Origin of the sequence: Collinsella sp. LCP19S3_B6, assembly GCF_052121815.1 — a bacterium.
In the GTDB taxonomy this organism is placed as follows: Bacteria; Actinomycetota; Coriobacteriia; order Coriobacteriales; family Coriobacteriaceae; genus Collinsella.
In genome coordinates this window covers 1-23431 of the sequence record NZ_JBQKDN010000014.1, presented here as the reverse complement: position 1 = coordinate 23431, position 23431 = coordinate 1, and the positions used below count along the sequence as shown (strand labels likewise).

At 58.9% G+C, this 23431-nt stretch carries 22 protein-coding genes and 1 tRNA gene; 13 read left to right on the top strand and 10 right to left on the bottom strand.

The window, feature by feature from the left end; genetic code table 11:
* Window positions 1-37: 37 nt before the first annotated feature.
* From rpmG to leuB, 10 genes are all read left to right on the top strand, one after another.
* Window positions 38-187, top strand: coding sequence for a 50S ribosomal protein L33 (gene rpmG, locus ACTQWD_RS06290; protein WP_102372646.1), 150 nt, complete (start codon window positions 38-40; stop codon window positions 185-187).
* 13 nt (window positions 188-200) lie between these two features.
* A tRNA-Trp gene (locus tag ACTQWD_RS06285) sits at window positions 201-276 on the top strand.
* A gap of 76 nt (window positions 277-352) precedes the next feature.
* Window positions 353-691, top strand: coding sequence for a preprotein translocase subunit SecE (gene secE / locus ACTQWD_RS06280; protein WP_154514754.1), 339 nt, complete (start codon window positions 353-355; stop codon window positions 689-691).
* 3 nt (window positions 692-694) lie between these two features.
* The gene (gene nusG, locus ACTQWD_RS06275) at window positions 695-1231 is read left to right on the top strand and encodes a transcription termination/antitermination protein NusG (RefSeq protein ID WP_427718370.1); all 537 of its coding nucleotides are present in this window, start codon (window positions 695-697) and stop codon (window positions 1229-1231) included.
* Window positions 1232-1351: 120 nt separating this feature from the next.
* Window positions 1352-1780, top strand: coding sequence for a 50S ribosomal protein L11 (gene rplK, locus ACTQWD_RS06270; RefSeq protein WP_022093893.1), 429 nt, complete (start codon window positions 1352-1354; stop codon window positions 1778-1780).
* A gap of 116 nt (window positions 1781-1896) precedes the next feature.
* Window positions 1897-2604 carry a 50S ribosomal protein L1 gene (gene rplA, locus ACTQWD_RS06265; protein ID WP_154514750.1) on the top strand — a complete coding sequence of 236 codons (708 nt, stop codon included), beginning with the start codon at window positions 1897-1899 and terminating at the stop codon, window positions 2602-2604.
* A 426-nt stretch (window positions 2605-3030) separates the two neighbouring features.
* The gene (locus ACTQWD_RS06260) at window positions 3031-4566 is read left to right on the top strand and encodes a 2-isopropylmalate synthase (RefSeq protein ID WP_441559546.1); all 1536 of its coding nucleotides are present in this window, start codon (window positions 3031-3033) and stop codon (window positions 4564-4566) included.
* 42 nt (window positions 4567-4608) lie between these two features.
* The gene (gene leuC, locus ACTQWD_RS06255) at window positions 4609-5874 is read left to right on the top strand and encodes a 3-isopropylmalate dehydratase large subunit (RefSeq protein WP_441559545.1); all 1266 of its coding nucleotides are present in this window, start codon (window positions 4609-4611) and stop codon (window positions 5872-5874) included.
* 251 nt (window positions 5875-6125) lie between these two features.
* A complete protein-coding gene (locus ACTQWD_RS06250) occupies window positions 6126-6638 on the top strand; it encodes a 3-isopropylmalate dehydratase small subunit (protein WP_441559544.1) in 513 nt (170 codons plus the stop codon).
* 6 nt (window positions 6639-6644) lie between these two features.
* Complete coding sequence (gene leuB / locus ACTQWD_RS06245) at window positions 6645-7817, top strand: 3-isopropylmalate dehydrogenase (protein ID WP_441559543.1); 1173 nt, start codon at window positions 6645-6647, stop codon at window positions 7815-7817.
* 50 nt (window positions 7818-7867) lie between these two features.
* On the opposite strand, the gene ACTQWD_RS06240 is transcribed toward leuB, so the two are convergent.
* From ACTQWD_RS06240 to ACTQWD_RS06200, 9 genes are all read right to left on the bottom strand, one after another.
* Complete coding sequence (locus ACTQWD_RS06240; protein WP_441559542.1) at window positions 7868-8578, bottom strand: metallophosphoesterase family protein; 711 nt, start codon at window positions 8576-8578, stop codon at window positions 7868-7870.
* Entirely contained in the window at window positions 8575-10491 is a 1917-nt protein-coding gene (locus ACTQWD_RS06235; protein WP_441559541.1) for a BMP family ABC transporter substrate-binding protein, read from the bottom strand. The genes ACTQWD_RS06240 and ACTQWD_RS06235 overlap by 4 nt, the downstream gene beginning before the upstream one ends.
* A gap of 116 nt (window positions 10492-10607) precedes the next feature.
* On the bottom strand, window positions 10608-11375 hold the full coding sequence (locus ACTQWD_RS06230; protein WP_441048857.1) for a mechanosensitive ion channel family protein: 768 nt from the start codon (window positions 11373-11375) through the stop codon (window positions 10608-10610).
* 334 nt (window positions 11376-11709) lie between these two features.
* On the bottom strand, window positions 11710-12504 hold the full coding sequence (locus tag ACTQWD_RS06225; protein ID WP_441048858.1) for an ABC transporter ATP-binding protein: 795 nt from the start codon (window positions 12502-12504) through the stop codon (window positions 11710-11712).
* Window positions 12497-13420, bottom strand: a complete 924-nt coding sequence (locus ACTQWD_RS06220; RefSeq protein WP_427718394.1) for an ABC transporter permease — start codon at window positions 13418-13420, stop codon at window positions 12497-12499. The genes ACTQWD_RS06225 and ACTQWD_RS06220 overlap by 8 nt, the downstream gene beginning before the upstream one ends.
* A 203-nt stretch (window positions 13421-13623) precedes the next feature.
* A complete protein-coding gene (locus ACTQWD_RS06215) occupies window positions 13624-14604 on the bottom strand; it encodes an ABC transporter substrate-binding protein (protein ID WP_427747699.1) in 981 nt (326 codons plus the stop codon).
* 158 nt (window positions 14605-14762) lie between these two features.
* Window positions 14763-15551 (bottom strand): hypothetical protein, encoded by a 789-nt coding sequence (locus ACTQWD_RS06210; protein WP_441048859.1) that lies wholly within the window; start codon window positions 15549-15551, stop codon window positions 14763-14765.
* Between the two features lie 250 nt (window positions 15552-15801).
* Window positions 15802-17205, bottom strand: a complete 1404-nt coding sequence (asnS, locus tag ACTQWD_RS06205; RefSeq protein ID WP_441048860.1) for an asparagine--tRNA ligase — start codon at window positions 17203-17205, stop codon at window positions 15802-15804.
* 179 nt (window positions 17206-17384) lie between these two features.
* Window positions 17385-17948, bottom strand: coding sequence for a PTS sugar transporter subunit IIA (locus ACTQWD_RS06200; RefSeq protein WP_441032162.1), 564 nt, complete (start codon window positions 17946-17948; stop codon window positions 17385-17387).
* A gap of 247 nt (window positions 17949-18195) precedes the next feature.
* Here ACTQWD_RS06200 and ACTQWD_RS06195 point away from each other — a divergent pair, with 247 nt between their 5' ends.
* The gene (locus ACTQWD_RS06195; protein WP_441048861.1) at window positions 18196-19095 is read left to right on the top strand and encodes an alpha/beta hydrolase; all 900 of its coding nucleotides are present in this window, start codon (window positions 18196-18198) and stop codon (window positions 19093-19095) included.
* A gap of 530 nt (window positions 19096-19625) precedes the next feature.
* On the opposite strand, the gene ACTQWD_RS06190 is transcribed toward ACTQWD_RS06195, so the two are convergent.
* Window positions 19626-20255, bottom strand: a complete 630-nt coding sequence (locus tag ACTQWD_RS06190) for a GntR family transcriptional regulator (RefSeq protein ID WP_441048862.1) — start codon at window positions 20253-20255, stop codon at window positions 19626-19628.
* Window positions 20256-20531: 276 nt separating this feature from the next.
* On the opposite strand from ACTQWD_RS06190, the gene ACTQWD_RS06185 reads away from it, so the two are divergent.
* Window positions 20532-21308 carry a dimethylarginine dimethylaminohydrolase family protein gene (locus ACTQWD_RS06185; RefSeq protein ID WP_117583089.1) on the top strand — a complete coding sequence of 259 codons (777 nt, stop codon included), beginning with the start codon at window positions 20532-20534 and terminating at the stop codon, window positions 21306-21308.
* Between the two features lie 109 nt (window positions 21309-21417).
* Window positions 21418-22881: a basic amino acid/polyamine antiporter gene (locus ACTQWD_RS06180; protein WP_441548455.1), complete on the top strand. Its 1464-nt coding sequence runs from the start codon at window positions 21418-21420 to the stop codon at window positions 22879-22881.
* The last annotated feature ends 550 nt before the right edge of the window (window positions 22882-23431 follow it).

Sequence of the window (23431 nt, the reverse complement as noted above, 5' to 3'; positions counted from 1 at the left end):
GTGCCCGTACGGGGCGGATATGAAAGGTTCAGGATACATGCGTACTCTAGTTACTCTTGCGTGCACTGAGTGCAAGCGCCGCAACTATACGACCACTAAGAACAAGGCGAACATGCCTGATCGTATGGAGATCAAGAAGTATTGCCCCTGGTGCCGTCACCATACGCTGCACAAAGAGACTCGCTAGTCTCTAGTCACATACGCCAGTAGTTCAATTGGTAGAGCATCGGTCTCCAAAACCGAGTGTTGAGGGTTCGAGTCCTTCCTGGCGTGCCAGTCATTATTCCGTAAGCTCCCATTTGGGGGCTTACGGTTTACTCATGTATAAGCGCATTGCGCGGAGGTAACCCAAATGGCCAACAAGAAGAACAAGAAGAAGGCACAGCAGCAGGCGCCTGCCAACAAAGCTGCCGCCAACTCCAAGGTTGAGGCCAAGAAGGCCGTTGCCAAGAAGAGCGAGAAGGCTGCGAAGTCCAAGAAGAACGAGAAGCCCGGTTTCTTCGCCCGCACCAAGAAGTATTTTGCTTCGGTGAAGTCCGAGATGAAGCGTGTCACGTGGCCCGATAAGAAGGAGCTCGTGAACTACTCGGTCGTCGTTTGCGCTTCTCTGATCGTCGTCGGCGTCGTCATCGCTCTGCTCGATGCTGGCTTTGGCGAGGCTCTTGCTCTGTTCTCTGGATTGAGGGGCTAAACCATGTCTAAGCGTTGGTACGTCGTCCACACTTACTCTGGATACGAGAACCGCGTTAAGTCCGATCTCGAGCATCGCATCGAGACCATGGGCATGCAGGATCGTATCTTTGATATTGAGATTCCTATGGAGCGCGTCACCGAGATCAAAGAGGGTGGCAAGCGCGAGACCAAGGATTCTAAGATCTTCCCGGGTTATGTCCTGGTTCGCATGGAGATGGATGACGATGCATGGACGTGTGTTCGCAACACGCCCGGCGTCACCGGTTTCCTGGGCGGCAACGGCAAGCCCGCTCCGCTTTCCCGCGACGAGTACAATAAGATGACTCGTCGTCCCGGTAAGGGCGATTCGCCCAAGCGTACGTCGGTTGATATTGAGGTTGGTACGTCCGTCCGCGTCACCGATGGCCCGCTTACCGACTTTGATGGCAAGGTCTCCGAGGTTAACGCCGAGGCAGGCAAGCTCAAGGTCACGCTGATGATCTTTGGCCGCGAGACGCCGGTCGAGCTTGACTTTAACCAGGTCGCTGTCATCGCTTAAGTTTTCGTCCGTTCGCGCGAGCGTGCTTCTTCTGTGACTGCTCATCTCAGGAGTGCTTCTAACACGTGCGTGCTTACGATATAGCAAGTACTTCACACTCGTGATTCGAAAGGAATGACCATGGCTGAGAAGAAGGTTGCCAACGTCATTAAGCTCCAGATTCCTGCTGGTGCCGCTAACCCCGCTCCTCCCGTCGGCCCCGCCCTGGGCGCTGCTGGCGTGAACATCATGCAGTTCTGCCAGGCCTTTAACGCCGAGACGCAGGACAAGAAGGGCGACATTATCCCCGTTGAGATCTCTGTCTACGAGGATAAGTCCTTCTCCTTCATCACCAAGACTCCGCCGGCGGCTCACCTCATCAAGAAGGAGCTGAACCTCAAGTCTGGTTCCGCTAAGCCCCAGGCCGACAAGGTTGGCCAGCTCTCTCAGGAGCAGCTCACCAAGATCGCCGAGATCAAGATGCCGGACCTCAATGCCAACGACATTGACGCCGCCAAGAAGATCATCGCCGGTACCGCCCGTTCCATGGGCGTCACCATCGCTGAGTAGCGTTTTTCTAGGTAACGACGGGTGCTCCGACCGGGGCGCCCGTTAAATGTGTGCAATAGGGCACACGATACGATGTGGGAGGGCTCACGCCCGTTTAACCACAGGAGGTAATGCACATGGCTAAGCATGGTAAGAGCTATAACGCCGCTGCCGAGAAGGTCGACCGCGCCACGCTCTACACCCCCCTTCAGGCTGCCAAGCTCATCAAGGAGCTCGACACCGCCAAGTTCGACGAGACCGTCGAGGCCCACTTCCGTCTGGGCATCGATACTCGTAAGGCTGATCAGAACATCCGTGGTTCCATCTCCCTGCCCCACGGCACCGGCAAGACCGTTCGTGTTGCCGTCTTCGCCGAGGGCGAGAAGGCCCGTGAGGCCGAGGCTGCCGGTGCCGACATCATCGGTTCCGACGAGCTCGTCGCCCAGATCCAGAAGGGCGAGATCAACTTCGACGCCGCTATCGCTACGCCGAACATGATGGCCAAGGTTGGCCGCATCGGTAAGATCCTTGGTCCCCGTGGCCTCATGCCGAACCCCAAGCTCGGCACCGTGACCATGGACGTCGCCAAGATGGTCTCCGAGCTCAAGGCCGGCCGCGTTGAGTATCGCGCCGACCGTTATGGCATCTGCCACGTGCCCCTGGGCAAGAAGTCCTTCTCTGAGCAGCAGCTCGTTGAGAACTACGCTGCCCTGTACACCGAGATCCTGCGCGTCAAGCCCTCTTCTGCTAAGGGCAAGTACGTCAAGTCCATCTCTGTGTCTTCCACCATGGGCCCTGGCGTCAAGGTCGATCCCGCTGTCCAGCGTGACTTCCTGGCTGAGTAACTTCTAGTTACTGCCTGAGCAAAGCAAGCATTGCTAAAGGAACCCGGTTCTGTCTCGTGCAGGACCGGGTTCCTTGCTGTTTCGGGCCAAAACCAACACGAAGGAGATAGGCGCCTTTGTGGTGGTTTTGGTTCAAAATCCCCGTTGCGCGTCGTTTTGCCTGTGTTACACTTTAGCCCAATGTAGTGAATACCCGAGGCCGAAAGGAGCCAGACATGTTCTATAACAAACAGCAGCTCCTAGGCCTAGCGCTACTAGATTAGATAGCGCGCTAGGGTTGTAATTTCGCTATAACGATTAGTTGTACCCGGGTGCGCTATCTTCCGCCGCTTTTGGGCGTGATGAGCGACACGGGTATTATTCTATCTTGAGGCACTCCATCTCTCCTGAAAGCCAACTGTATCTTTAGCCTGTCAGGAGGAAATCATGAGCCGCAAAATCGCAATCTTTGACACAACGCTTCGTGACGGGGAGCAGTCTCCCGGCGCCAGCATGAATACCGAGGAAAAGCTCGTTATTGCACGCCAACTGGTACGTATGAATGTCGACGTGATCGAGGCGGGATTTCCTATTTCGAGCCCCGGTGATTATCGTTCCGTACAGGAGATTGGCAAGATCGCGGGTGACCGGTGCACGGTATGCGGTCTCACCCGTGCGGTCGATAAGGATATCGAAGTAGCTGCAGACGCCCTCAAGACGGCTCAGAGGCCCCGCATCCATACCGGTCTGGGTGTGAGCCCCAGCCATCTGCGTGACAAGCTCCATATGACCGAGGATGAGGCTATCGAGCGCGCTATTCACGCCGTAAAGCTCGCTCGTAAGTTTGTCGACGATGTCGAGTTTTATGCCGAGGATGCGGGCCGCTCCGATCAGGAGTTCCTGGTCCGCATTATCGAGGCAGCGATCAAGGCCGGCGCTACGGTCGTGAATATTCCGGACACCACGGGCTATAACATGCCCTGGGAGTTTGGCGCCCGTATTCGCGATCTGCGCGAGCGCGTGGCCGGCATCGAGGACGTTACGATTTCGGTCCACACGCATAACGATCTGGGCATGGCCACAGCCCTTGCACTCGAGGCCGTCCGCAATGGCGCGACGCAGATCGAGTGCACCATCAACGGCTTGGGCGAGCGCGCGGGCAACACGGCGCTCGAGGAGGTCGTCATGGCCATGAGGATGCACGAGCAGGATCTGGATGCACATACCGATATCGTGACGACCGAGCTCACGCGCGCATCTAAGCTCGTCAGCTCAATCACTGGCATTAATGTGCAGCCCAACAAGTCCATTGTGGGCGCTAATGCGTTTGCCCACAGCTCGGGTATTCACCAGGATGGCGTGCTCAAGGCGCGTGACACCTACGAGATTATCGATCCCAAGGACGTGGGTGCAGCGGGATCCGAGATTATCCTTTCGGCACGTTCGGGCCATGCGGCGCTGCGCCATCGTCTCGCCGAGCTGGGTTATACGTTTGGCGATGAGGAATTCGAGTCGATCTATCAGCGCTTCTTGGAGATTGCAGATCAAAAGAAAGAGGTCTTTGACGAGGATCTGGAGTCGATGATTCAGGAGCGCCAGCGCGAGGTCAAGGCGATCTACACCCTCGACGCGCTCCAGGTTTCCTGCGGCGACCCGCTTATTCCTACGGCCACGGCAACCATCACGGACGAGGATGGCGCGACACGGGTGGTTTGCTCGACGGGTACTGGTCCGGTTGATGCGGCCTACAAGGCGGTCGACAAGGCCATCTCTGCCCATGGCGAGCTGACGGAGTTCAACGTTAAAGCCATCACGCGTGGCATCGACGCTATCGGTGAGGTGACGGTGCGCATCACCGCCGAGGATGGAAAGATCTACACCGGCCGCGGCGCGGATACCGACATTATCGTGAGCTCGGCCAAGGCTTACATCAACGCTATTAACCGCATGATTCAGACCAACCGTTCCAAGGCGGGAAAGTAACAGGCACCAGCCGGGCATGCGCCCGTACGAGAGAGGAATCACATGGCACGTCCCATGACCGTAGCAGAGAAGATTTTGGCGGCACACGCCGGCCTGGACGAGGTAAAGCCGGGCCAGCTGGTCGAATGCGACCTGGACATCGTGCTCGCCAACGATATTACCGCACCTATCGCGATCGATGTCTTTCGCGAGCTGGGTGCCACCGAGGTGTTCGATCGCGACCGCGTTTGCCTGGTGCCCGATCACTATGCGCCCAACAAGGACATCAAGAGCGCCGAGCAGACCAAAAAGATGCGAGATTTTGCGCACGAGCAGCATGTGACGCACTATTACGAGCAAGGTTGCGCGGGCATTGAGCACGCCCTGCTGCCCGAGCGCGGCGTGGTGGTCCCGGGCGATCTGATTATCGGTGCCGACTCGCATACCTGCACGTATGGCGCCTTGGGTGCGTTTTCGACCGGTGTGGGCTCAACAGACGCCGGCGTGGGCATTGCCACGGGGCGCGCATGGTTTAAGGTGCCGCCGACGATTCGCTTTGAGATTAATGGCGAGCTTGAGGACGGCGCCACCGCCAAGGACATCATCCTGCACATTATCGGCATGATCGGCGTGGACGGTGCCCTGTACCAGGCCATGGAGTTTGCCGGCAGCACCATCGAGGGCCTGTCGATGGAAGGTCGCATGACAATTTCGAACATGGCGATCGAAGCGGGCGGCAAGGCGGGCATTATCGAGGTCGATGATGTTGCCCGCGCCTGGCTCAAGGGGCGCTGCGAACGTGATTACGTTGAGTATCACGCCGATCCAGACGCCGAGTATGCCCAGGTTATTGCCATTGACGCGGCCGACATTAAGCCGTGTGTATCGTGGCCGCATCTGCCCAGCAACACCCATCCGGTGTGCGAGAGCCGTCACATCATGATCGACCAGGCGGTAATCGGCTCGTGCACCAACGGACGTATCGAGGATATGCGTGCTGCGGCCGAAGTCATGCGCGGCCATAAGGTTGCCGACGGGGTGCGTTGCATCGTGATTCCGGCTACCCAGGCGGTCTTCCGCCAGTGCATGAAGGAGGGGTTGACCGACATTTTCCTAGATGCCAACTGTGTGTTCTCCACGCCCACGTGCGGTCCGTGCCTGGGTGGCTACATGGGCATCTTGGCGGCGGGGGAGCGTTGCGTTTCTACGACCAACCGCAACTTTGTCGGCCGTATGGGCGACCCCACGTCCGAGGTCTATCTGGCCTCGCCGGCCGTGGCGGCTGCTTCTGCCGTGGCGGGGCATATCTGTGCGCCGTCTGACCTGTAGGGGCTACGGGGTCCTTCGACCTTTGCTCGCTACTGCGGACAGTCCTGGCACTTTTTTGTTCGCCGAAGGCGAACGCTAACTTTCCATTAGCTTTTTTGTAGCCGAAACGCGAACGAGGGATTTGATATTTGCTTGCGTCGAGTTCCGCACGAGCCGGAGAGCACTTAATGTGCTCTCCGTGCGAGCAGGACTGTCCGAGTAAGTAAGTAAATATCAAATCCCCCGCATTCCATGTTTGAACGGAGAATGATATGAACTTTGAAGGCAAGGTATTTAGGTATGGTCGTGATGTTGATACGGATGTCATCATTCCTGCTCGGTATCTGAACTCGTCCGACCATGCGCACTTGGCGGCGCATGCTATGGAGGATATTGACCCCGCGTTTGCCTCTGCCGTGAGGCCTGGTGACATCATTGTGGCTGAGGAGAACTTTGGTTGCGGTTCTTCGCGTGAGCATGCCCCGGTTGCCATTAAGGCTGCAGGGGTGTCGTGTGTTATTGCCAAGAGCTTCGCACGCATCTTCTATCGCAATGCCATTAACGTGGGCCTGCCCATTATGGAGTGCCCCGAAGCTGTCGATGCGATTTGTGCCGGCGATACCGTGAAGGTCGATACCGATGCGGGTGTCATCACCAACGAGCGTACTGGCGAGACTTTTACAGCTGAGCCATTCCCGCCATTTATTGCCGAGATTATCGAGGCCGGCGGTTTGGTTGCGCGCATGCGTGCCAAGATTGTCGCGGCAAAGGGTCAGGAGGCGTAAGCGATTATGACGGTCAAGCTGGATAATCCGTTTGCAAACGGGCCGAGTAGCGAGAGCTGGAGCTGCAACGTGAAGAAGACCTATAAGATCTGCTGTCTTCCTGGTGACGGCATTGGGCCCGAGGTTATGGCCGAGGGTAAGAAGGTGCTGGCTGCCGTGGGCAAGCGCGCTGGCGTAGAGTTTGCCTTTGAGGATCACCTGATTGGTGGCGCGGCGATCGATGCGTGCGGCAATCCGCTGCCCGATGAAACCCTTGCGGCGGCAAAGGCGTCGGACGCCGTGCTGTTGGCATCCGTCGGTGGCCCAAAGTGGGATTCGACCGATCCAGCGGCCCCGCGCCCCGAGCAAGGCTTGCTGCGTATCCGCAAAGAACTCGGCCTCTATACCAACCTTCGCCCTGTAAAAATCTACGACGCACTTGCCAGCGCGTCGACGCTTCGTCCCGAAGTCATCAAGGGCGTTGACATGGTACTCGTCCGCGAACTTACCGGTGGCATTTACTTTGGCAAGCACGAGCGCTTTTATGACGAGGGCGGTGCGGGCACCGACGGTGTGGCTGGCCAGCGCGCGGTTGACGTAATGGAGTACCGCGAGTACGAAGTTGAGCGCATCGCCCGCCAGGCGTTCGAGGCAGCTCGCAAGCGCCGCGGCAAGGTGACAAGCGTGGACAAGCGCAATGTATTGGAGACGAGCCGCATGTGGCGTGAGGTCGTGCATCGCGTGCATGACGAGGAGTATCCAGATGTAGAGCTTGAGGACCTGCTCGTCGACAACGCCGCCATGCAGCTCATTAACCGACCGGCCGACTTTGACGTCGTAGTTACGGAGAACATGTTCGGCGACATTCTCTCCGACGAGGCGGCGCAGATTACCGGATCGCTCGGCATGCTTGCCTCGGCTTCGCTAGGCGATGGTGTGTCGCTGTTTGAGCCGAGCGCCGGCAGCGCGCCCGACATCGCGGGGCTCGGTATCGCTAACCCGCTCGCGCAGATCCTGTCGGCGGCAATGCTGCTCACGTACGCGCTCGACATGGGTGGGCAGGCTACCTGGATCGAAAATGCCGTGGCGCGTGTGCTTGACGAAGGCTGGCGTACCCGCGACATCGCCGACGCCAGCACCCCTACCGATAAGATCCTCGGCACGACCCAGATGGGCGATAAGGTCATCGCCGCGCTGTAGTGTCGAGATGTCCGGAACCGCCACAAAGGCACCTGTCCCCTTTGTGGTGGTTACCAGGGGGTTCTGGCGGTTGAGGACTCTATTGCCTCGTGGCGCTTGAGCTCGCGGCGCATGGTTTGCGAATTGAGCCAGGCTGCCTGCCAGCCACGGATGGGGTAGCGCGCCTCGTCAAGCTCAAACTGCGTATAGCCGCAGGCGTTGATAATCGTCGTCCCGCATGCGTGCTGGCGTTCGCGTTGAAAGTCGCGAACATAGCATTGGTGCACATGCCCGTGCACCATGTAGTTGGGACTCCATGTCTGGAGCGCTGTGTTAAAGCATTCGAATCCCCGATGTGGCAGATCGTCCAGATCGCCCATGCCGGCGGCGGGCGCATGGGTGAGCAAGATGTCGCAGCCGCCGACCATCCTCACTTTGCGGGACAGCTTACGCATGCGCTTGGCCATCTCGCGCTCGGTGTACATGTTAGCGCCATCTCGATAGCGCATGGAGCCGCCAAGCCCCGCAATGCGGACGCCGCGATACACGTACACGGTGTCTTCGACACAGATGCAGCCGCCCGGTGCATGACGCGCGTAGCGGTCATCGTGATTGCCACGCACGTAGATGAGCGGTCTGTTGATGACCGTGACCAAAAACTCAAGATAGTCCGGGTCCAGATCGCCAGCGGACAAAATTAGGTCGACACCCTCAAAGCGTTCCTTGCGAAAGCACTCCCACAGGCATCGCTCTTCGGTATCGGCTATGGCAAGGATTTTCATAGAGCACGGACCTTCGGCTCATCGTCGGGCTGCGGAATGGTGCCCACCACGTTGTCTGCCAGCCAGTCCATCTCGACGATTTGCGTGCTCGGCAGCGGGGGGAAGCCCTCAATCTGCACCACGCCGTCTTGGCTATGGAGCTCGCCGCCAAATGGATTGATAGAGCCCTCGACGATGCCATTGCGGAGGAGCTGAACAAGCTTGCGCGTCTGATAGGGCAGGCCCGGAGCGTAGCGAATGTCGATAACGCCCGAGCTCATGCCATACCAGTAGTTGACGGCGCGAAGCTGGCTGTCGTCACTGGTCTCATCCCAGGTGCCATGCAGTAGACTTCGCACGATAAGCTCGTAGTATCGGCCCCAGTTCCACACCGGCATGGCAATGCCGGCAACCTTGCCATCGACCAGACGGTGGAGTCCGTAGGCCGTGGGGTCTTCGAGCGACTTTGACATGTCGGCGCCGGTCATGACGCTCACACCTTCGCGGCACATGGCCTCGGCAAGGCCTCCGGCGGGCACATCGCCCCAGGTCAGGATAATTTGCGCACGGGGGTCGAGCAGCGAGGCGCCAATCGCAAAGGCATTGATCTCGCTGAGTGCACCCGAGGCGAAGACCGACGCGTGGTAACCGATGCGGTGGTTGTCCGCCATGCTGGCGGCAAGGGCGCCCAGGAGAAACTTGGCTTCGTACATCTTGCCAAAGTACGAACGGACGCTTTGGTGGGGAAGGCCGATGGAGCAGTTAAGGAACCGAACCCGGGGATACTCAACGGCAGCCCTGAGCGTGTATTCCATCAGGCGGTGCGAGGTCGAGAAGATGACGTTTGCTCCATGTTTGACAGCCGTTTCCACGGCGGCGTAGAACACGTCCGGATCGTGACAGTCCTCAAACGCCTCGGTGCGCACGATACCTCCAAAGTGCTCATCGAGATACTGACGCCCTTGGTCGTGCAGGCTGTCCCAGCTCGACGTCGCACAGGTGAATTCATGGATAAAGGCGATGCGCAGGGGGTTGGCCGCCGAATAGACGGTCTTGCCCATAAAGAAGTTGAGCATACCGGAGGTGGACTTGGCGGGCGACTCCTCCTCATCGACGTTCGGCGCTTCGACAAGATCGACCTTGTCCTCGTCACTTTTCCCGGCGATGACCAGTTCGCGCCAGATCTTGCACAGGCGGTTTACGACGATATCCGTCGGCGTATCCAGCAGGCGGTCCTGGTTGTACACATTGAGGTAGACGAGCATGGCGTCGGCGGGCGTAATGTCCAGGTGGTTGCCGCCCGCGCGAAGGTAGGCGCGCTTAAAGAGTAGGAAGGTGTGGCGCAGGTAGTCGACCTTTTTCTGGGGCCATTTTTCGATAAGGTTCTGACCGAGCATCTTGGCGAGCGTTTCGTAGCTTCCTTCGCGCGAGAACTCGATCTCGTATAGGGGGCAGACACGCCAAAACGCGCAGAACTCACCGTACAGGCGGCTTTCGACGGAATCCCATTTGCCGGGGTAGAGGCGGGTGACCTTGGCCGAAACCGTCGGGGCGTCCAGGAATTTGAGGACGCTGACGCGTTTGTTGCCTTCCTGGACATAGAACCTATGCATGAACTCGGTGACGATGATGGGGTCGCGATAGCCCTCGGTTACCTGAATGTCGTAGAGGTTGGACCACTTGCGGGCGAACTCGGTGCTAAACGGCAGCAGGGGCATAAAGTTGCATGAAAAGGCGGACTGACGGCCCTTGGTAACCGTGCCGACAACCATTTCGAGCGGAATATCCCGCAGGCCGACATTCTCTCGCTGACCTAGGGGGAGCTGGGCAACCAAACTGTCGAGGTCCGTAAGGTATGGATGCTCGCTTTGGCTAATGGCGCGTCGACGTCCTTGCTCGCCGCGCTTGCGTGCTTGACGGTAGGCCTCTTCCATAGTTTGCTCCCTTAGTCGTTTAAACAACTGTATGAACTATGGTACCACGAATGAAAACCTCCCATTTCCCGATGTCAAAGAAATGGGAGGCAGTTCACTGTCCCCTTTGTGGTGCTTTAGGCGATGATGGGAGCGATAGCGCGGATGCAGGCGTCGGCAGCGGTGAGTGTGGTGCTGTCGTCACTGACGATAAAGATGATCTTGCCCTTGATGCCAAAGTCGCCGATTTCGCTAAAGAGCACGTAGGGCTCCTGGTCAAAGCCCGAGATGGGCGAGACGGCCGTTTTGGTGGCGCTGGTCAGCTCGTCTGCCAGCGCGTCAAGGGAAGCCCATTTAGACGTATCCTTTACGACAACGGGCACGGCCACACGTCCAAAGGGCATCAGATGCACGAGCGTGTCCTTGGAGATGTTGGAGTTGGGCACAATGATGGTCTGCCCGTAGGCATCCTCGATGGTCGTGTGGCGCCAGGTGATGTCCTGGACCACGCCCGAAACGCCGCCAACCTCGATATTGTCGCCGGGCTTGATGATGCCCATAAAGGTCACCTGCATGCCGCCGATAAGGTTCGACAGCGTGTCCTGAAAGCCGAGCGAGATGGCAATGCCGCCGACGCCAAGAGCGGCGACGAGCGCGTTTGCGTTAATGCCAAAGCAGTTGTCGAGGATAAAGCTGCCGCCGATCATCCAGATGACGGCGCGCGCAATGTTGATGAAGATACTCGATGCCGGAAGCGGGTTATCGTCGCGGTTGAGCAGGTGACGCAGCGTCTTGGAAACGACTTTGGCGGCAACGGCGGTGCCTATCGCCAAGATACCAGCCCAGATGATGTTGTGGACCCACCACTGCTCAAAGAAATGAAGAATCGGCTCAAACAATTCCATGTAGGGAAAACCTCCTCATGATCGTTCAACCATGATACCCACCAAAAAGCCCGTCCGATCACAACGGACGGGCCGATAGCTTGAGATGGGGCGTCCGCGGTGGCGTAAGCTGGGGCGCCGGCGAGTACGCTGGCAAGGAGTGCGGCGGTCAAGCAAGACGAGGAAGAGATCCTCTCATGGCAGTTTCCTTAGTTCTTAACCAGTGGTCCCTGCTGACGCTGGATTATCGACATAATATGCGAAAACCGCCGCAAAGGTGCCTGTCCCTTTGCGGCGGTTTTGACGTCTGCGCAGATAAAACCTGCCAAAATCAACCTGTCCCTTTTTGGTAGGTTTAGCTCAGCAGCATGCGGTCGTTGGCGAGCTCGCCGCCCGAGACCTCCTCGAACTTCTGAAGCAAGTCGGTCACGGTGAGCGATTTCTTCTCATCGCCCGCCACGTCGTAGATTACGTGGCCCTCGTGCATCATGATCAGGCGATTGCCCAGACGGATAGCGTCGTTCATGTTATGCGTGACCATGAGCGTGGTCAGGTGGTTCTCGTCGACGATCTCCTCGGTCAGATTGAGCACCTTAGAGGCCGTCTTGGGGTCGAGTGCCGCGGTATGCTCGTCGAGCAGCAGCAGGCGCGGCTTGGTGAGCGTGGCCATGAGCAGGGTGAGTGCCTGGCGCTGGCCGCCCGAGAGCAGGCCGACCTTGGCGTTGAGGCGCGTGTCCAGACCAAGGTCCAGACGCTTGAGCAGCTTGACGTACTCGTCCTTCTCGGCCTTGGTGACGCCCCACGAAAGGCCGCGACGCTGGCCGCGACGCTTGGCGAGTGCCAGGTTCTCGGCAATTTGCATGTCGGCTGCGGTGCCGCGCATGGGGTCCTGGAACACGCGGCCCAGGTACTTGGCACGCTGCGACTCGCTCAGACGCGAGATGTCGGTGCCGTCGAGCTCGATAACGCCCGAATCGAGCGGATACACGCCGGCGATCATGTTGAGCAGCGTGGACTTGCCGGCGCCGTTGCCGCCAATCACGGTTACAAAGTCACCGTCGTTGAGGGTAAGGTCGACGCCGGTAAGAGCGCGCTTTTCGGTGACGGTGCCCTTGTTAAAGGTCTTCTTGACGTGCGAGAGCTTAAGCATCTGCCTCATCCCCCTTCGTGTAGGAGCTGCGGAGCTTATAGCGCTCCCAAACCACGGGCACGCATAGGGCCACGGCGACAATCACGGCGGAGAGCAGCTTCATGTCGTTGGCGTCCATGCCCAGCTGCAGCACGATGGCGCGGATGAGGAAGTACACTACGGAGCCAAAGACGGCGGAGGCAAGACGGACGCTAAACTGCGTGAGACCGCCGGGCAGCAGGCGGCCGAGCACCTCGCCGATAACAATGGCGGCGAGACCGATAACGATGGCGCCGGTGCCCATGCCAATGTCGGCGTACTTCTGGCTCTGGCAGATGAGCGCGCCCGAAAGGCCAATGAGGGCGTTGGAGAGCACGAGGGCGATCATCTTAGTGGAGTTGGTGTTGACGCCCAGGGCACGGATCATGTACTCGTTGTTGCCGGTGGCGCGCAGCGCCGAGCCGATCTCGGTGCCAAAGAACCAATACAGGATGGCAACGATAGCCACGGCGAGCAAGATGCCCAGGATGATGGCAACGGTGGACTGCGGCAGGCCCGTCATATTGCTGACGGCCGAGAACACGGTGCCCTTGGCAAGGATGGGCGTGTTGGATTTGCCCATGATGCGCAGGTTGATGGACCACAGGCTGATCTGGGTGAGGATTCCGGCGAGGATCGCGGGAATCTCAAAGACGGTGGTCAGAATGCCCGTGACCGCGCCCGCAATGGCGCCGGCGCACATGCCGGCCAAAACGGCGAGCAACGGGTCGGCATTGTTGTTGACGATGAGCACGGCGCAGACGCAGCCGCCGAGGGCAAAGCTGCCGTCGCAGGTCATATCGGGGATGTCGAGCAGGCGGAACGTGATAAACACGCCAAGCACCATAATGCCCCAGAGGACACCCTGCGAAACGGCGCCCTGCAATGCAATGAGCATGCTTCATACCTCCTAGGATAGGGTGGACACGTGATTTTCCATAATAGCGGTACCAATGCATAAAAGAGCAGCGGACGGACATTTTGTTTTACCAAAAACAAGCAGGGCGAACGCCGGTCTTTAGCGTTCGCCCCAATGACTCAGATATTGAATAACGCAGCTATGGCGCAAGCGCGTGCCTAGCTGCGTTACCGCGCATGGCGCTACTCGTCTAGAGCGGAAAGGTCGATGCCCAGGGCCTCGGCCATCTCGTCGTTCTTGATGACGACCAGATCCTTGCTCGGGAGGTGCTTGATCGGCATATCCTCGGGCTTGGCCTCGCCCTTCAGAATCTTAACGGCCATCTCGCCCGCGGCGTAGCCCAGGTCCTCATAGTTGATGGAAAGGGTGAACAGGCCGCCGGCCATGCACATGCCCTCCTCGCCGGTCACAAAGGGAAGCTTGTTCTCCTTGCAGATCTGACCGACCTGCGAAGCGCCCGCGGCGATAGTGTTGTCAGTGGGAGAGTAGAGCGCGTCGACCTTGCCCACGGCAGACTCGACGACGGACTGGATCTCGTTGGAGCTCGAGACGGTGAAATCGGTGTACTCCAGGCCCAGCTTGTCGAGTTCCTTCTTGGCGGCCTTGATCTGGACGTCGGAGTTGGACTCGGCGGTGCAGTAGAGCAGACCGACCTTTTTAACGTCGGGCAGGACCTTCTGCATCATCTCGAGCTGCTCGGCGACCGGGGTGAGGTCGGAGGCGCCGGTGACGTTGGTGCCGGGCTTGTCGTTGTCCTGGACCAGGCCGGAGGCGGCGTAGTCGGTGATGGCGCAGCCCACGATGGGGATATCGGCCGTGGCGCCGGCGGCAGCCTGTGCGGCAGGCGTGGCGATGGCGTAGATCAAGTTGACGTTGTCGCCCACAAACTTGTCGGCGATGGACTTACACGTGGACTGGTCGTTCTGGGCGTTCTTCTGGTCGATCTTGACCTTGAGTCCGCTCTTCTTGATGGCCTTGACAAAGCCGTCGTTGGCGGCGTCGAGCGCGGAGTGCTCAGTGAGCTGCAGAACGCCGATGGTGTAGTCGGAACCGGCGGCTGCAGAGCCGGAACCAGAGTTGCCGCCGCATCCGGCGAGCGGGGCCAGTGCGAGCAGGCCGGCGGAGACCAGAAGGCTCCTGCGGCTGATGGTGATGTCGTTCATGTCATTACCCCCAGTATAGAAATTGCTGGAAACACTGCACTCAAACAAAGTGCAAGTGGGTCTATAGTAGCGCCGATGCCCATTTTTTCAACAACCTGTCGGGTTTTTTAATACTGAACCGGATGGACGGCGGGGGATTTGGCGGGCAACGGCAAGACTTAGGCGGCGGGCGCGGGCCGCTCCCCCTCGTCCAGCGCGGCAAAGAGCTTCTTGCCGTCGAGCAGGCGCGTGCTAACGTTTCTCATGCGGCTGACCTCGACGGTGCGTAGGGTGTCGTCGGAGCCGTGCCCGTCGACGACCGTTCCCAGCAGATACGAGACACCGTCTCGCTGTTTGATGGCAAAAGGCCGAACGGTCATCCTCGTCACTTCGATCTTGTCATGTGTCGTGACGCTTGAAATGTCAAAGCTCACCGTGGTTCCGTGGTCGATGGCCCGCTCGATGAGCTCGCAGGTATCGATGCGTTTGGCGGGCGGTCGCGTGGTCTTGGCGGGTTTGCCTTCTGCGCTTGGTGCCGGCTCGGACGTATCGAGGTAGCCGCGAACGTCGGCGCTTGCCATGGCGACCAGATGGCGCGCTATGCTTTTCCTGGTCGCGATGGGTGTGGAGCGGTTGCGCATGACCATGCCATGGAGTCGAATGATTTCCTCGTCGGAGAGCGGTCGGGTGAGAAGTCGGTAACCCGCGCCGCGCTTGTACTCAATCTCGTATCCGGCATGTCGCAGGGCGGAAATCGCGGTATGGATACTGCGCCGCGCTGCCGAGATGGGCATGCGAGCGGGGTCGTCGGGATGGGCGAGACGCTCGATCAGCTCATCGGGAGGAAGCGCTTTGTCCTCACCGGTATGCTCGCTTAAGAGTTGCAGGATGCGCACAGCGCGATAGGCTGCCATGGAAGCAGCACCCCTGGTCGTGGCCTCGTAGTTCTCAACAGCGGGTTTGGCCATTGCGTTCACGTCCTTTCCGTTTTTGGGTGATGACGGTACGGAGCCTAGGACACGGGGTTTGCTGAGGGGCGCAGGGCACTCTGGGTGGTCGGTAGTCGTCGGCAAGCGGCGGATCGAGTTTTCAACAGCCCTGATCAGCTGACCAAAAGCTTGACAAAAGCCTGACGGATGCTGTTGAAAAAAGCGCCCCTCGGCTTGCCGAGAGGCGCTGGTGCGACACGCTGTAACGCGCGGGACGGAGCTGTGGCGATTAGAAATCGGCGTTGCCCACGGTGCGGGGGTGCGGAAGGACGTCGCGGATGTTGCCCACGCCGGTCAGATACATGACCAAGCGCTCGAAGCCCAGGCCGTAGCCGGCGTGTTTGCAGGAACCGTAGCGGCGCAGGTCAAGGTAGTACTTGTACTGCTCGGGGGCCATGCCCAGGTCCTTGATGCGGGCCTCGAGAAGATCCAGGCGCTCCTCGCGCTGGGAGCCGCCGATAATCTCGCCGATACCGGGAACCAGGCAGTCGGCGGCGGCGACGGTCTTGCCGTCGTCGTTCATGCGCATGTAGAAGGCCTTGATCTCGGCCGGGTAGTCGGTCACGAAGGTCGGGCGCTTAAAGTGCTCCTCGGTCAGGAAGCGCTCGTGCTCGGTCTGCAGGTCAATGCCCCAGCTGACAGGATAGTCAAACTTGTGACCGGCGGCGACGGCCTGCTCCAGGATCTCGACGGCCTCGGTGTAGGTGACGCGGGCAAAGTCGGAGTTGGCTACGTGGTTCAGGCGCTCGATCAGGCCCTTGTCCACAAACTTGTTGAGCATGTTGAGCTCGTCGGGGCAAGTGGCCATAACGTCCTTAAGAACGTACTTGAGCATGGCCTCGGCGTTATCCATGTAGTCGTTCAGGTCGGCAAAGGCCATCTCGGGCTCGATCATCCAAAACTCGGCGGCGTGGCGCGTGGTATTGGAGTTTTCGGCGCGGAAGGTGGGGCCAAAGGTGTACACGTCGCCAAAGGCCATGGCAAAGTTCTCGGCATTGAGCTGGCCGGACACGGTAAGGCTTGCATGCTTGCCAAAGAAGTCCTGGCTCCAGTCGACCTCTCCGGACTCGGTGAGAGGCGGATTTTTGGGGTCGAGCGTGGTCACGCGGAACATCTCGCCGGCGCCCTCGCAGTCACTCGTGGTGATGATGGGGGTGTTGACGTAGACAAAGCCCTGCTCCTGGAAGAAGCGGTGGATGGCGGCAGCCGCGACAGAGCGGATGCGGAACACAGCGCGGAACAGGTTGGTGCGCGGGCGCAGGTGCTGCTGGGTACGCAGGAACTCGACGGTTGCGCGCTTCTTCTGCAGCGGGTAGTCCGGGGCGCTCGTGCCCTCTACCTCGATGGAGGTGGCAGAAAGCTCGAAAGGCTGGGGCGCATCGGGGGTCAGCCTGACGGTGCCGGTGCAAATGAGTGCAGCCGAGACGTTTTGGTGGGCGATCTCGTCGTAGTTGCCGAGCGTCTCGCGGTTCATGACGACCTGCAGGTCGCGGAAGCAGCTGCCGTCGTTGAGCGTGACGAAGCCAAAGTTCTTCATGTCGCGGACGGACTTGACCCAGCCGGCGACAGTGACGGCCTTGCCGCCGAGCGACTCGGAATCGGCATAGAGCTGCGCGATTTTGGTGCGGTTCACGTATCCTCCCATAGCGGTTGAATGATAGTTATCCATACAGTTCGATATTCTAGCAGCTCGGCTCATTTGGGCTATACAGATAAGGTATTGACGGGACGGTTTTCAAACGAAAAGCGCCCGCGGCCAGATGGTCGTGGGCGCTTGGCGTGTTGCCTATTGGCTGTACGGCGCAGGACTCGTTACTTGGTCTTAGCCACCAGCAGCGGGTCGCCCAGCTTGACGAGCGGGTTGCCGCCGATAAGCGTTCCAGACTCGCCGACATGGTCGATGCTCTTAAGACGATCGAGCTCGGAGATGATGACGGTCACGATGTCCTCGTGGCCAGCGGCCTTAATGGCATCGCGGTCGAAACTGATGAGCGGCTGGCCTGCCTTGACCACATCGCCCATCTCGACAAAGCGGGCAAAACCCTTGCCGTTCATTTGTACGGTGCCCAGGCCGACATGGATGAACACGCGAAGGCCGTCCTCGGTGATCATGCCAATAGAGTGGTTGGTGACGGTGGTGGCGCCGATGCGGCCGTTAGCGGGCGCATAGATGGTGCCGGTGATGGGCTCGATGCCGTAGCCCTGGCCGAGCATACCCGAGGCGATGGTCTCGTCGGGAACCTCGTTTAGATTGACGAGTACACCGTTAACGGGAGCGTAGATGACGCCTTCGCGGGTGGCGAAGCTTGCCGCGGGCGGTACGGACGCCTCGCCCGACGAGTTGAACGTGGACTTGAGCGAATCGAGCAGACCCATAGATGCCTCCAACGTATCAAGTGCGCATGTGGCGCACGCGTAGTTTTGCCGGAAACGTTTCGTGTGTGTTTACCGGCTCGGTCAGCGTCTCTATTTTACGCTGCTCAACGACGGCCCTGAGCTGGGATTATGTGATATATCAGTTGAAGGGAACTTATTGCGGATACGTTTCGATGCCGTGCGTCCAAGTGGGGTACGCTTGAAGGCGATACATAACGTGCGCATGAATCGCGCGAAGGGAGCATATATGATCGTCGAGAGCCATGCGCTGTGGGGCGAGGAGCCGACCGAGGAATATCCGGCGACGTTTACCTATATGGGGGCCGAACCGCTGCCCGGCAAGCCCAATGGTCGTCGCCCGGCAGTGATCATCTGCGGCGGAGGCGCGTTTACGCACATCGCCCCGCATGAGCAAGATCCGGTGGCGTTTGCCTTTTTGGATCACGGGTACCAGACCTTTGTTCTCAACTATGTCACGAGTGGCACGGGTGACGTGAGCTTTCCGCACCCCCAGGCAGATCTTGCCAAGATGGTCGCCACGGTTCGTGCGAATGCCGACGAGTGGCATGTCGATCCCAAGCGCGTGTGCGTTGTGGGCTTTTCGGCGGGCGGCATGATTTGCGCCTCGCTGGCAACGCAGTGGAAGACCGGTCCCTTCGCGGCACTTGCCGGGGCGCGTCCGGACGACATTCGTCCCGATGCCGTGGTGCTGGGCTATCCATTGCTCGACTTTGCCTATGTCCGCGACATGCAGACGCGCGATCCGCGCATCGACTTGCGCGTGCCCAAGACAGGCGGCAAGACGGGGCGCGATTTGCTCAACGACTACCTGTCGATGGTGACCGGCGGCGAGGCCACCGAAGAGCACCTGGCCGATATCTGCCCTACCACGCATGTTTCGCGTCAGATGCCGCCGACCTTTGTGTGGGGCGTGTCCGATGACAAAACAGCGCCGATCGCGCAGGTCTATCCGTTTGCTCAGCGCATGGCCGAGGAGGGCGTCGCTTGCGAGATGCACGTCTTTGACCAAGGCGGTCACGGCCTTTCGCTCGGCAATGCCAATACCGCGGTCGACAACGAGGGCAAGCAGGTGGCGGTTCGCCCTTGGATTCGCCTAGCCTTCCGCTTCCTGGAGCGCCATCTGTAAGAGTAAGAGGGCCAGCCCCATCCCGTCCCTCATAACTTGCGGTGAAATAGTTCCTGTTTTTGCTGGTTAAAGCCCCAAGCAGGAACTATTCCACCGCAACTTCGTTTTGATGCCCGGGCCGGAAACCGCGTCCCAGTTTTGCCCCTCAAGGTGGGATACAGTTTCCCGCAGAGGGTCGATCGGGAAAATGCGTCCCGGTCTGAGCGACGATTCCGGGATGCATTTTCCGCAAGATGCCTCAACTGGAAAACGCATCCCGTTTCGGGCGTGAATTCCGGGATGCGATTTCCCCAAGGGGCCCCATTGGGAAGCTGCATCCCAGAATTCGCCCGGATAGTGGGACACGGTTTCCGGAAGGGTGTCGTTTGAGAAGCTGCGGCCCGGAGTCCCGCCGTTTGGTTGCTCCGCATCCTACTTATTGGCGCAAAGTAACCTGCTCCCATTGCACCAATGATCCCTTGGTGACGGAGGGAAATGAATCATTTTGAGCGGCGGTGCCAAGAATTGGTCCGCTACCGCCCGCTGCTTTCCTACCAAACGGTGAACTGGGCGTTCTCCGTGTTCCAATGGACATCGCGTACGTAATCGCGCACGCCCGCCGCGTCCCGCGCTTCGAACAGTTCAAGAATATGGGCATGTTCGGCATTGGCTTTATCGAGCAGCTTGCACGCCGTCTCTTGATCGACAGTCTCGTAATCGCGTTTGATAAAGCAGCGCTCGAGCTGCGCAATCATATCGCGTAGACGATCGTTGCCGCAGCGGTTGAAGTACGTCAGATGAAAGTCTCGCTGAATGTCGTCGTACTTTCGGATAAGACCGCCTTGGATCGCAAGGTCCATGGACCCAACCAAAAACTTCAGCTGCATGATGTCCTCTTTGGTCAGGAGGGGACAGGCGAGGTATGCCGCCTGCCCATCGAGCGGCCCCATAATCTCAAAGACTTCAACGGCGTTTTGTTGATCGAACCCACGGACACGGAATCCGCGACGGGGGAGATTGTCCAGGTAGCCATCGCTTGCCAGCTGAATGAGCGCCTCGCGAACCGGCGTGCGCGACACGCCCATGGCATCGCAGATCGCTTGCTCGCTCACGCGGTCGCCAGCCGAAAGCTCGCCGGCATCTATGCGGCTCGAAATATAGTCGTATACATGATCCTTCAAGGGTCTTCTGAGCGTTTCCATGAGCTTGTGTTCCTCAACTGTATATTTTCAAAATTAAATACGTTTCGCTTGAATAGCTCAGTTGAATTATAGAACGACCAGTTAAATCGCGCTACTTTGCGCCGATAGGTGAGAATACGCTTACCGATGAATACCTACCGTTCAGGATTGTATACAATATACAAAATAGGAAAACCGCCTTAAGATAAAGCCATCGAAAGGAAGGCGGGCGCAAAGAAGTCCCGCTCTCTGCTAAGAGATCCAAGGAGGATCATCATGACCAAGTTCAGCCACGTCATCATCCGTCGTCCCGGCAAGTCCCTGAGCAATGGCATCACGAGTGCCCCCGAGCTTGGCCAGCCCATCTACGAGCGTGCCATCGAGGAGCACTACGATTACGAGCATGCGCTCGAGCAGTGCGGCGTTGACGTGTCGGTGCTGCCGGCGCTCGAGCAGTATCCCGACAGCTGCTTTGTCGAGGATCCGGCCGTCATCACTCGCTGCGGCGCCATCATTACCAACCCCGGTGCCGACAGCCGCAACGGCGAGAAGGACGAGATCGAACCAGCCGTCCGTCGCTTCTTTGACGACGAGCATGTCAAGCACATCGTTTCTCCGGGTACGCTCGACGGCGGCGACGTCATGATGGTCGGCGACCATTTCTACGTCGGTCGCTCCGCTCGCACCAACGAAGAGGGCATCCGCCAGTTCTGTGAGATTCTCGAGGGCTGGGGTCTCGAGGGTTCCGAGGTTCCGCTGGAGGAGGTCCTACACCTCAAGACGGGCGTCAACTACATCGAGGACAACAACATGCTCGTTTCCGGTGAGTTTATCGATAAACCCGACTTTGCCCAGTACAACAAGATCGTCGTGCCCGAGGACGAGGCTTACGGCGCCAACTGCATCTGGGTCAACGGTACGGTCATCGTCGCCGAGGGCTATCCGACCGTGCTCAAGGCCGTGCAGGATCTGGGATACAAGACGCTCGTCGTCGATACCTCCGAGTATCGCAAGGTCGACGGCGGCCTTTCTTGCCTGTCGCTGCGCTTCTAACGCGATAGCTGTAACAGTCTGATGATCGCTTGACCGATGGCCCGGCACCCGATTCGGGACGTCCGGGTCATCTTTCGTTCGATCACATGATGAAGGGGGTGCACATACAATGGCCTCTAAAGTTCAAAACGACGAGATTATCGACCCTAATGGCCTCGATCTCTTTCGTCTGACCATGATGGTCATTACCGCCAGTATTTGTGGCGGTATCTTTTCGCTTGCCGGCGATATGGCAGCAGGCGGGGCAAATACCGGTGCGGTTATCGTCTCGTGGGGAATTTGCTTTATCGGCGTCTTTGCGCTGATGATGGTGTTCAACGGTTTGTCTCAGGCTCGTCCCGACCTGACCGGCGGCATCTATGCATACGCTGCGGCCGGTTTTGGCGATTACATTGGATTCAACTCCGCCTGGGGTTACTGGATCAGCGCATGTCTTTCCAACGTGAGCTTTGCGCTCTTGCTGTTTAGCGCGCTGGGCTATTTCTTCCCTGCGTTTGGCGCGGGTAACAACCTGCTTTCCATCGTCTGCGCCAGCGTGTTTTTGTGGTTCCTTACCGTCCTTGTGCTTCGTGGCGTTAAGGAGGCTGCGGGCATTAACACTATCGTCACGTTGGCGAAGCTGGTGCCGCTGGGGCTCTTTGTGCTGAGCATCGTGCTCCTGGGTAAGTTCAACGTCGATATCTTTATGGACAACTTCTGGGGAGAGCCGGCTGGTCCTGGCTTTGGCGAGCAGGTTGTCTCGACCATGATCGCCCTTGTCTGGGTCTTCACGGGCATCGAGGGCGCTGTCGTTATCTCGGGCCGTGCAAAGTACGTGCGTGACGTCGGCCGCTCGACGGCGCTCGGATTTGCGGCTGTATTTACGCTGTATCTGATCATCTCGATGCTGTCACTCGGCATTATGCCGCGCGAGGAGATGGCGCAGCTCGCAACGCCCTCCATGGCGGGAATTCTCGAGTGTGCAATCGGTCCGGTTGGCGCTGCCATCGTAAACCTTGGCGTTATCCTTTCGCTGGTCGGCGCGCTGCTGGGCTATGTCATCATTGCGTCCGAGACGCCGTTCGAGGCGGCGCGCCAGGGATCCTTCCCTCTGGCGTTTGCCAAGACGAACAAGCACGACGCCCCGGTGGTAACGGTTCTTGTGAGCTCCGGCATCACGCAGCTCTTCTTGATCGTGTCGTATGTGGCGGCGAGCACCTACCAGTTCTTCTATAGCTGCGCAGTCAACACGATTCTGGTTCCGTATGTCTGCTCGGCTGCCTATTACATGGTGATTGGCTGGAAGAACGAGCATCTGGACGGGCCGCATGCGCCAAGCGTCGGCAAAGCCCGCTTCTTCGGTACGCTCGGCTTCATCTACACATTGTTCCTGGTGTGGTCGACGGGTCTTCAGGGCGTTATGATCACGACGATTCTTTTTGCTCCGGCCATTCCCGTCTATATGTTGGGCGAGCGAGGTCGCGGTAAGCCGGTGCTTCCGCATCTGCACGACAAGCTGATCGCAGCGGTGGTCATTATCGTAGCAATCATTTCGCTGTATCTGCACTTTGCCGGCATTGCGCCGATTGTCTAGGACTTCGGTAAGCTTCATCGCTTGGTAAGCCGACTGAGGCATCGCGTGCCGGTGCCGTTCGGTAATCCATAACTGACGTGGGCCTCTGTAACGCACCTTTGTGAGCGCCCACTAAACCCGCGCAGGTGACTACGGTTGCCTGCGCGGGTTTTTGCAGTTGCGGTGAAATGCTGCCGGCAGCTGGGGACGTTCCTATTGCCGGCACTCTGGGACACTCCTTGGATGTTCCGCATACAACGGAGGAAAGCGGATGATTTTGACGAGGGGCGGGCGGCTGTTTCGGTCCTCGGGGAAACCACGTCCCGTTTCGGGCACAGATTCCGGGTCGCAGTTTCCTCGAGGGGCTCGATCGGGAAAATACGTCCCAGTCTGAGCGCCTATTCCGGGACGCAGTTTCCGCTAGAGACCTCAGTCGGAAAGCCCATCCCGTTTTAGCGTTGGGACTGCGGACAAAAAGTTGGACCGTTGAGGTCCGGAACGGAGTCCGCATGGCATACAGTAGGAGAATGGTGGAGAGGGCCAGGGCGCTTCGCGGCGCCGGGCTCACCGT

What these genes read in the sequence shown, in the direction of transcription:
- ACTQWD_RS06250 (WP_441559544.1), top strand. Translation starts at nt 6,126, where the DNA reads ATGAACTTTGAAGGCAAGGTATTTAGGTATGGTCGTGATGTTGATACG.
- rpmG (WP_102372646.1), top strand. Translation starts at nt 38, where the DNA reads ATGCGTACTCTAGTTACTCTTGCGTGCACTGAGTGCAAGCGCCGCAAC.
- ACTQWD_RS06240 (WP_441559542.1), bottom strand. Translation starts at nt 8,578, where the DNA reads ATGAAAATCCTTGCCATAGCCGATACCGAAGAGCGATGCCTGTGGGAG.
- ACTQWD_RS06210 (WP_441048859.1), bottom strand. Translation starts at nt 15,551, where the DNA reads ATGGCCAAACCCGCTGTTGAGAACTACGAGGCCACGACCAGGGGTGCT.
- ACTQWD_RS06185 (WP_117583089.1), top strand. Translation starts at nt 20,532, where the DNA reads ATGACCAAGTTCAGCCACGTCATCATCCGTCGTCCCGGCAAGTCCCTG.
- ACTQWD_RS06260 (WP_441559546.1), top strand. Translation starts at nt 3,031, where the DNA reads ATGAGCCGCAAAATCGCAATCTTTGACACAACGCTTCGTGACGGGGAG.
- rplA (WP_154514750.1), top strand. Translation starts at nt 1,897, where the DNA reads ATGGCTAAGCATGGTAAGAGCTATAACGCCGCTGCCGAGAAGGTCGAC.
- ACTQWD_RS06215 (WP_427747699.1), bottom strand. Translation starts at nt 14,604, where the DNA reads ATGAACGACATCACCATCAGCCGCAGGAGCCTTCTGGTCTCCGCCGGC.
- leuB (WP_441559543.1), top strand. Translation starts at nt 6,645, where the DNA reads ATGACGGTCAAGCTGGATAATCCGTTTGCAAACGGGCCGAGTAGCGAG.
- nusG (WP_427718370.1), top strand. Translation starts at nt 695, where the DNA reads ATGTCTAAGCGTTGGTACGTCGTCCACACTTACTCTGGATACGAGAAC.
- ACTQWD_RS06180 (WP_441548455.1), top strand. Translation starts at nt 21,418, where the DNA reads ATGGCCTCTAAAGTTCAAAACGACGAGATTATCGACCCTAATGGCCTC.
- ACTQWD_RS06225 (WP_441048858.1), bottom strand. Translation starts at nt 12,504, where the DNA reads ATGCTTAAGCTCTCGCACGTCAAGAAGACCTTTAACAAGGGCACCGTC.
- rplK (WP_022093893.1), top strand. Translation starts at nt 1,352, where the DNA reads ATGGCTGAGAAGAAGGTTGCCAACGTCATTAAGCTCCAGATTCCTGCT.
- leuC (WP_441559545.1), top strand. Translation starts at nt 4,609, where the DNA reads ATGGCACGTCCCATGACCGTAGCAGAGAAGATTTTGGCGGCACACGCC.
- ACTQWD_RS06235 (WP_441559541.1), bottom strand. Translation starts at nt 10,491, where the DNA reads ATGGAAGAGGCCTACCGTCAAGCACGCAAGCGCGGCGAGCAAGGACGT.
- ACTQWD_RS06200 (WP_441032162.1), bottom strand. Translation starts at nt 17,948, where the DNA reads ATGGGTCTGCTCGATTCGCTCAAGTCCACGTTCAACTCGTCGGGCGAG.
- ACTQWD_RS06220 (WP_427718394.1), bottom strand. Translation starts at nt 13,420, where the DNA reads ATGCTCATTGCATTGCAGGGCGCCGTTTCGCAGGGTGTCCTCTGGGGC.
- secE (WP_154514754.1), top strand. Translation starts at nt 353, where the DNA reads ATGGCCAACAAGAAGAACAAGAAGAAGGCACAGCAGCAGGCGCCTGCC.
- ACTQWD_RS06230 (WP_441048857.1), bottom strand. Translation starts at nt 11,375, where the DNA reads ATGGAATTGTTTGAGCCGATTCTTCATTTCTTTGAGCAGTGGTGGGTC.
- ACTQWD_RS06195 (WP_441048861.1), top strand. Translation starts at nt 18,196, where the DNA reads ATGATCGTCGAGAGCCATGCGCTGTGGGGCGAGGAGCCGACCGAGGAA.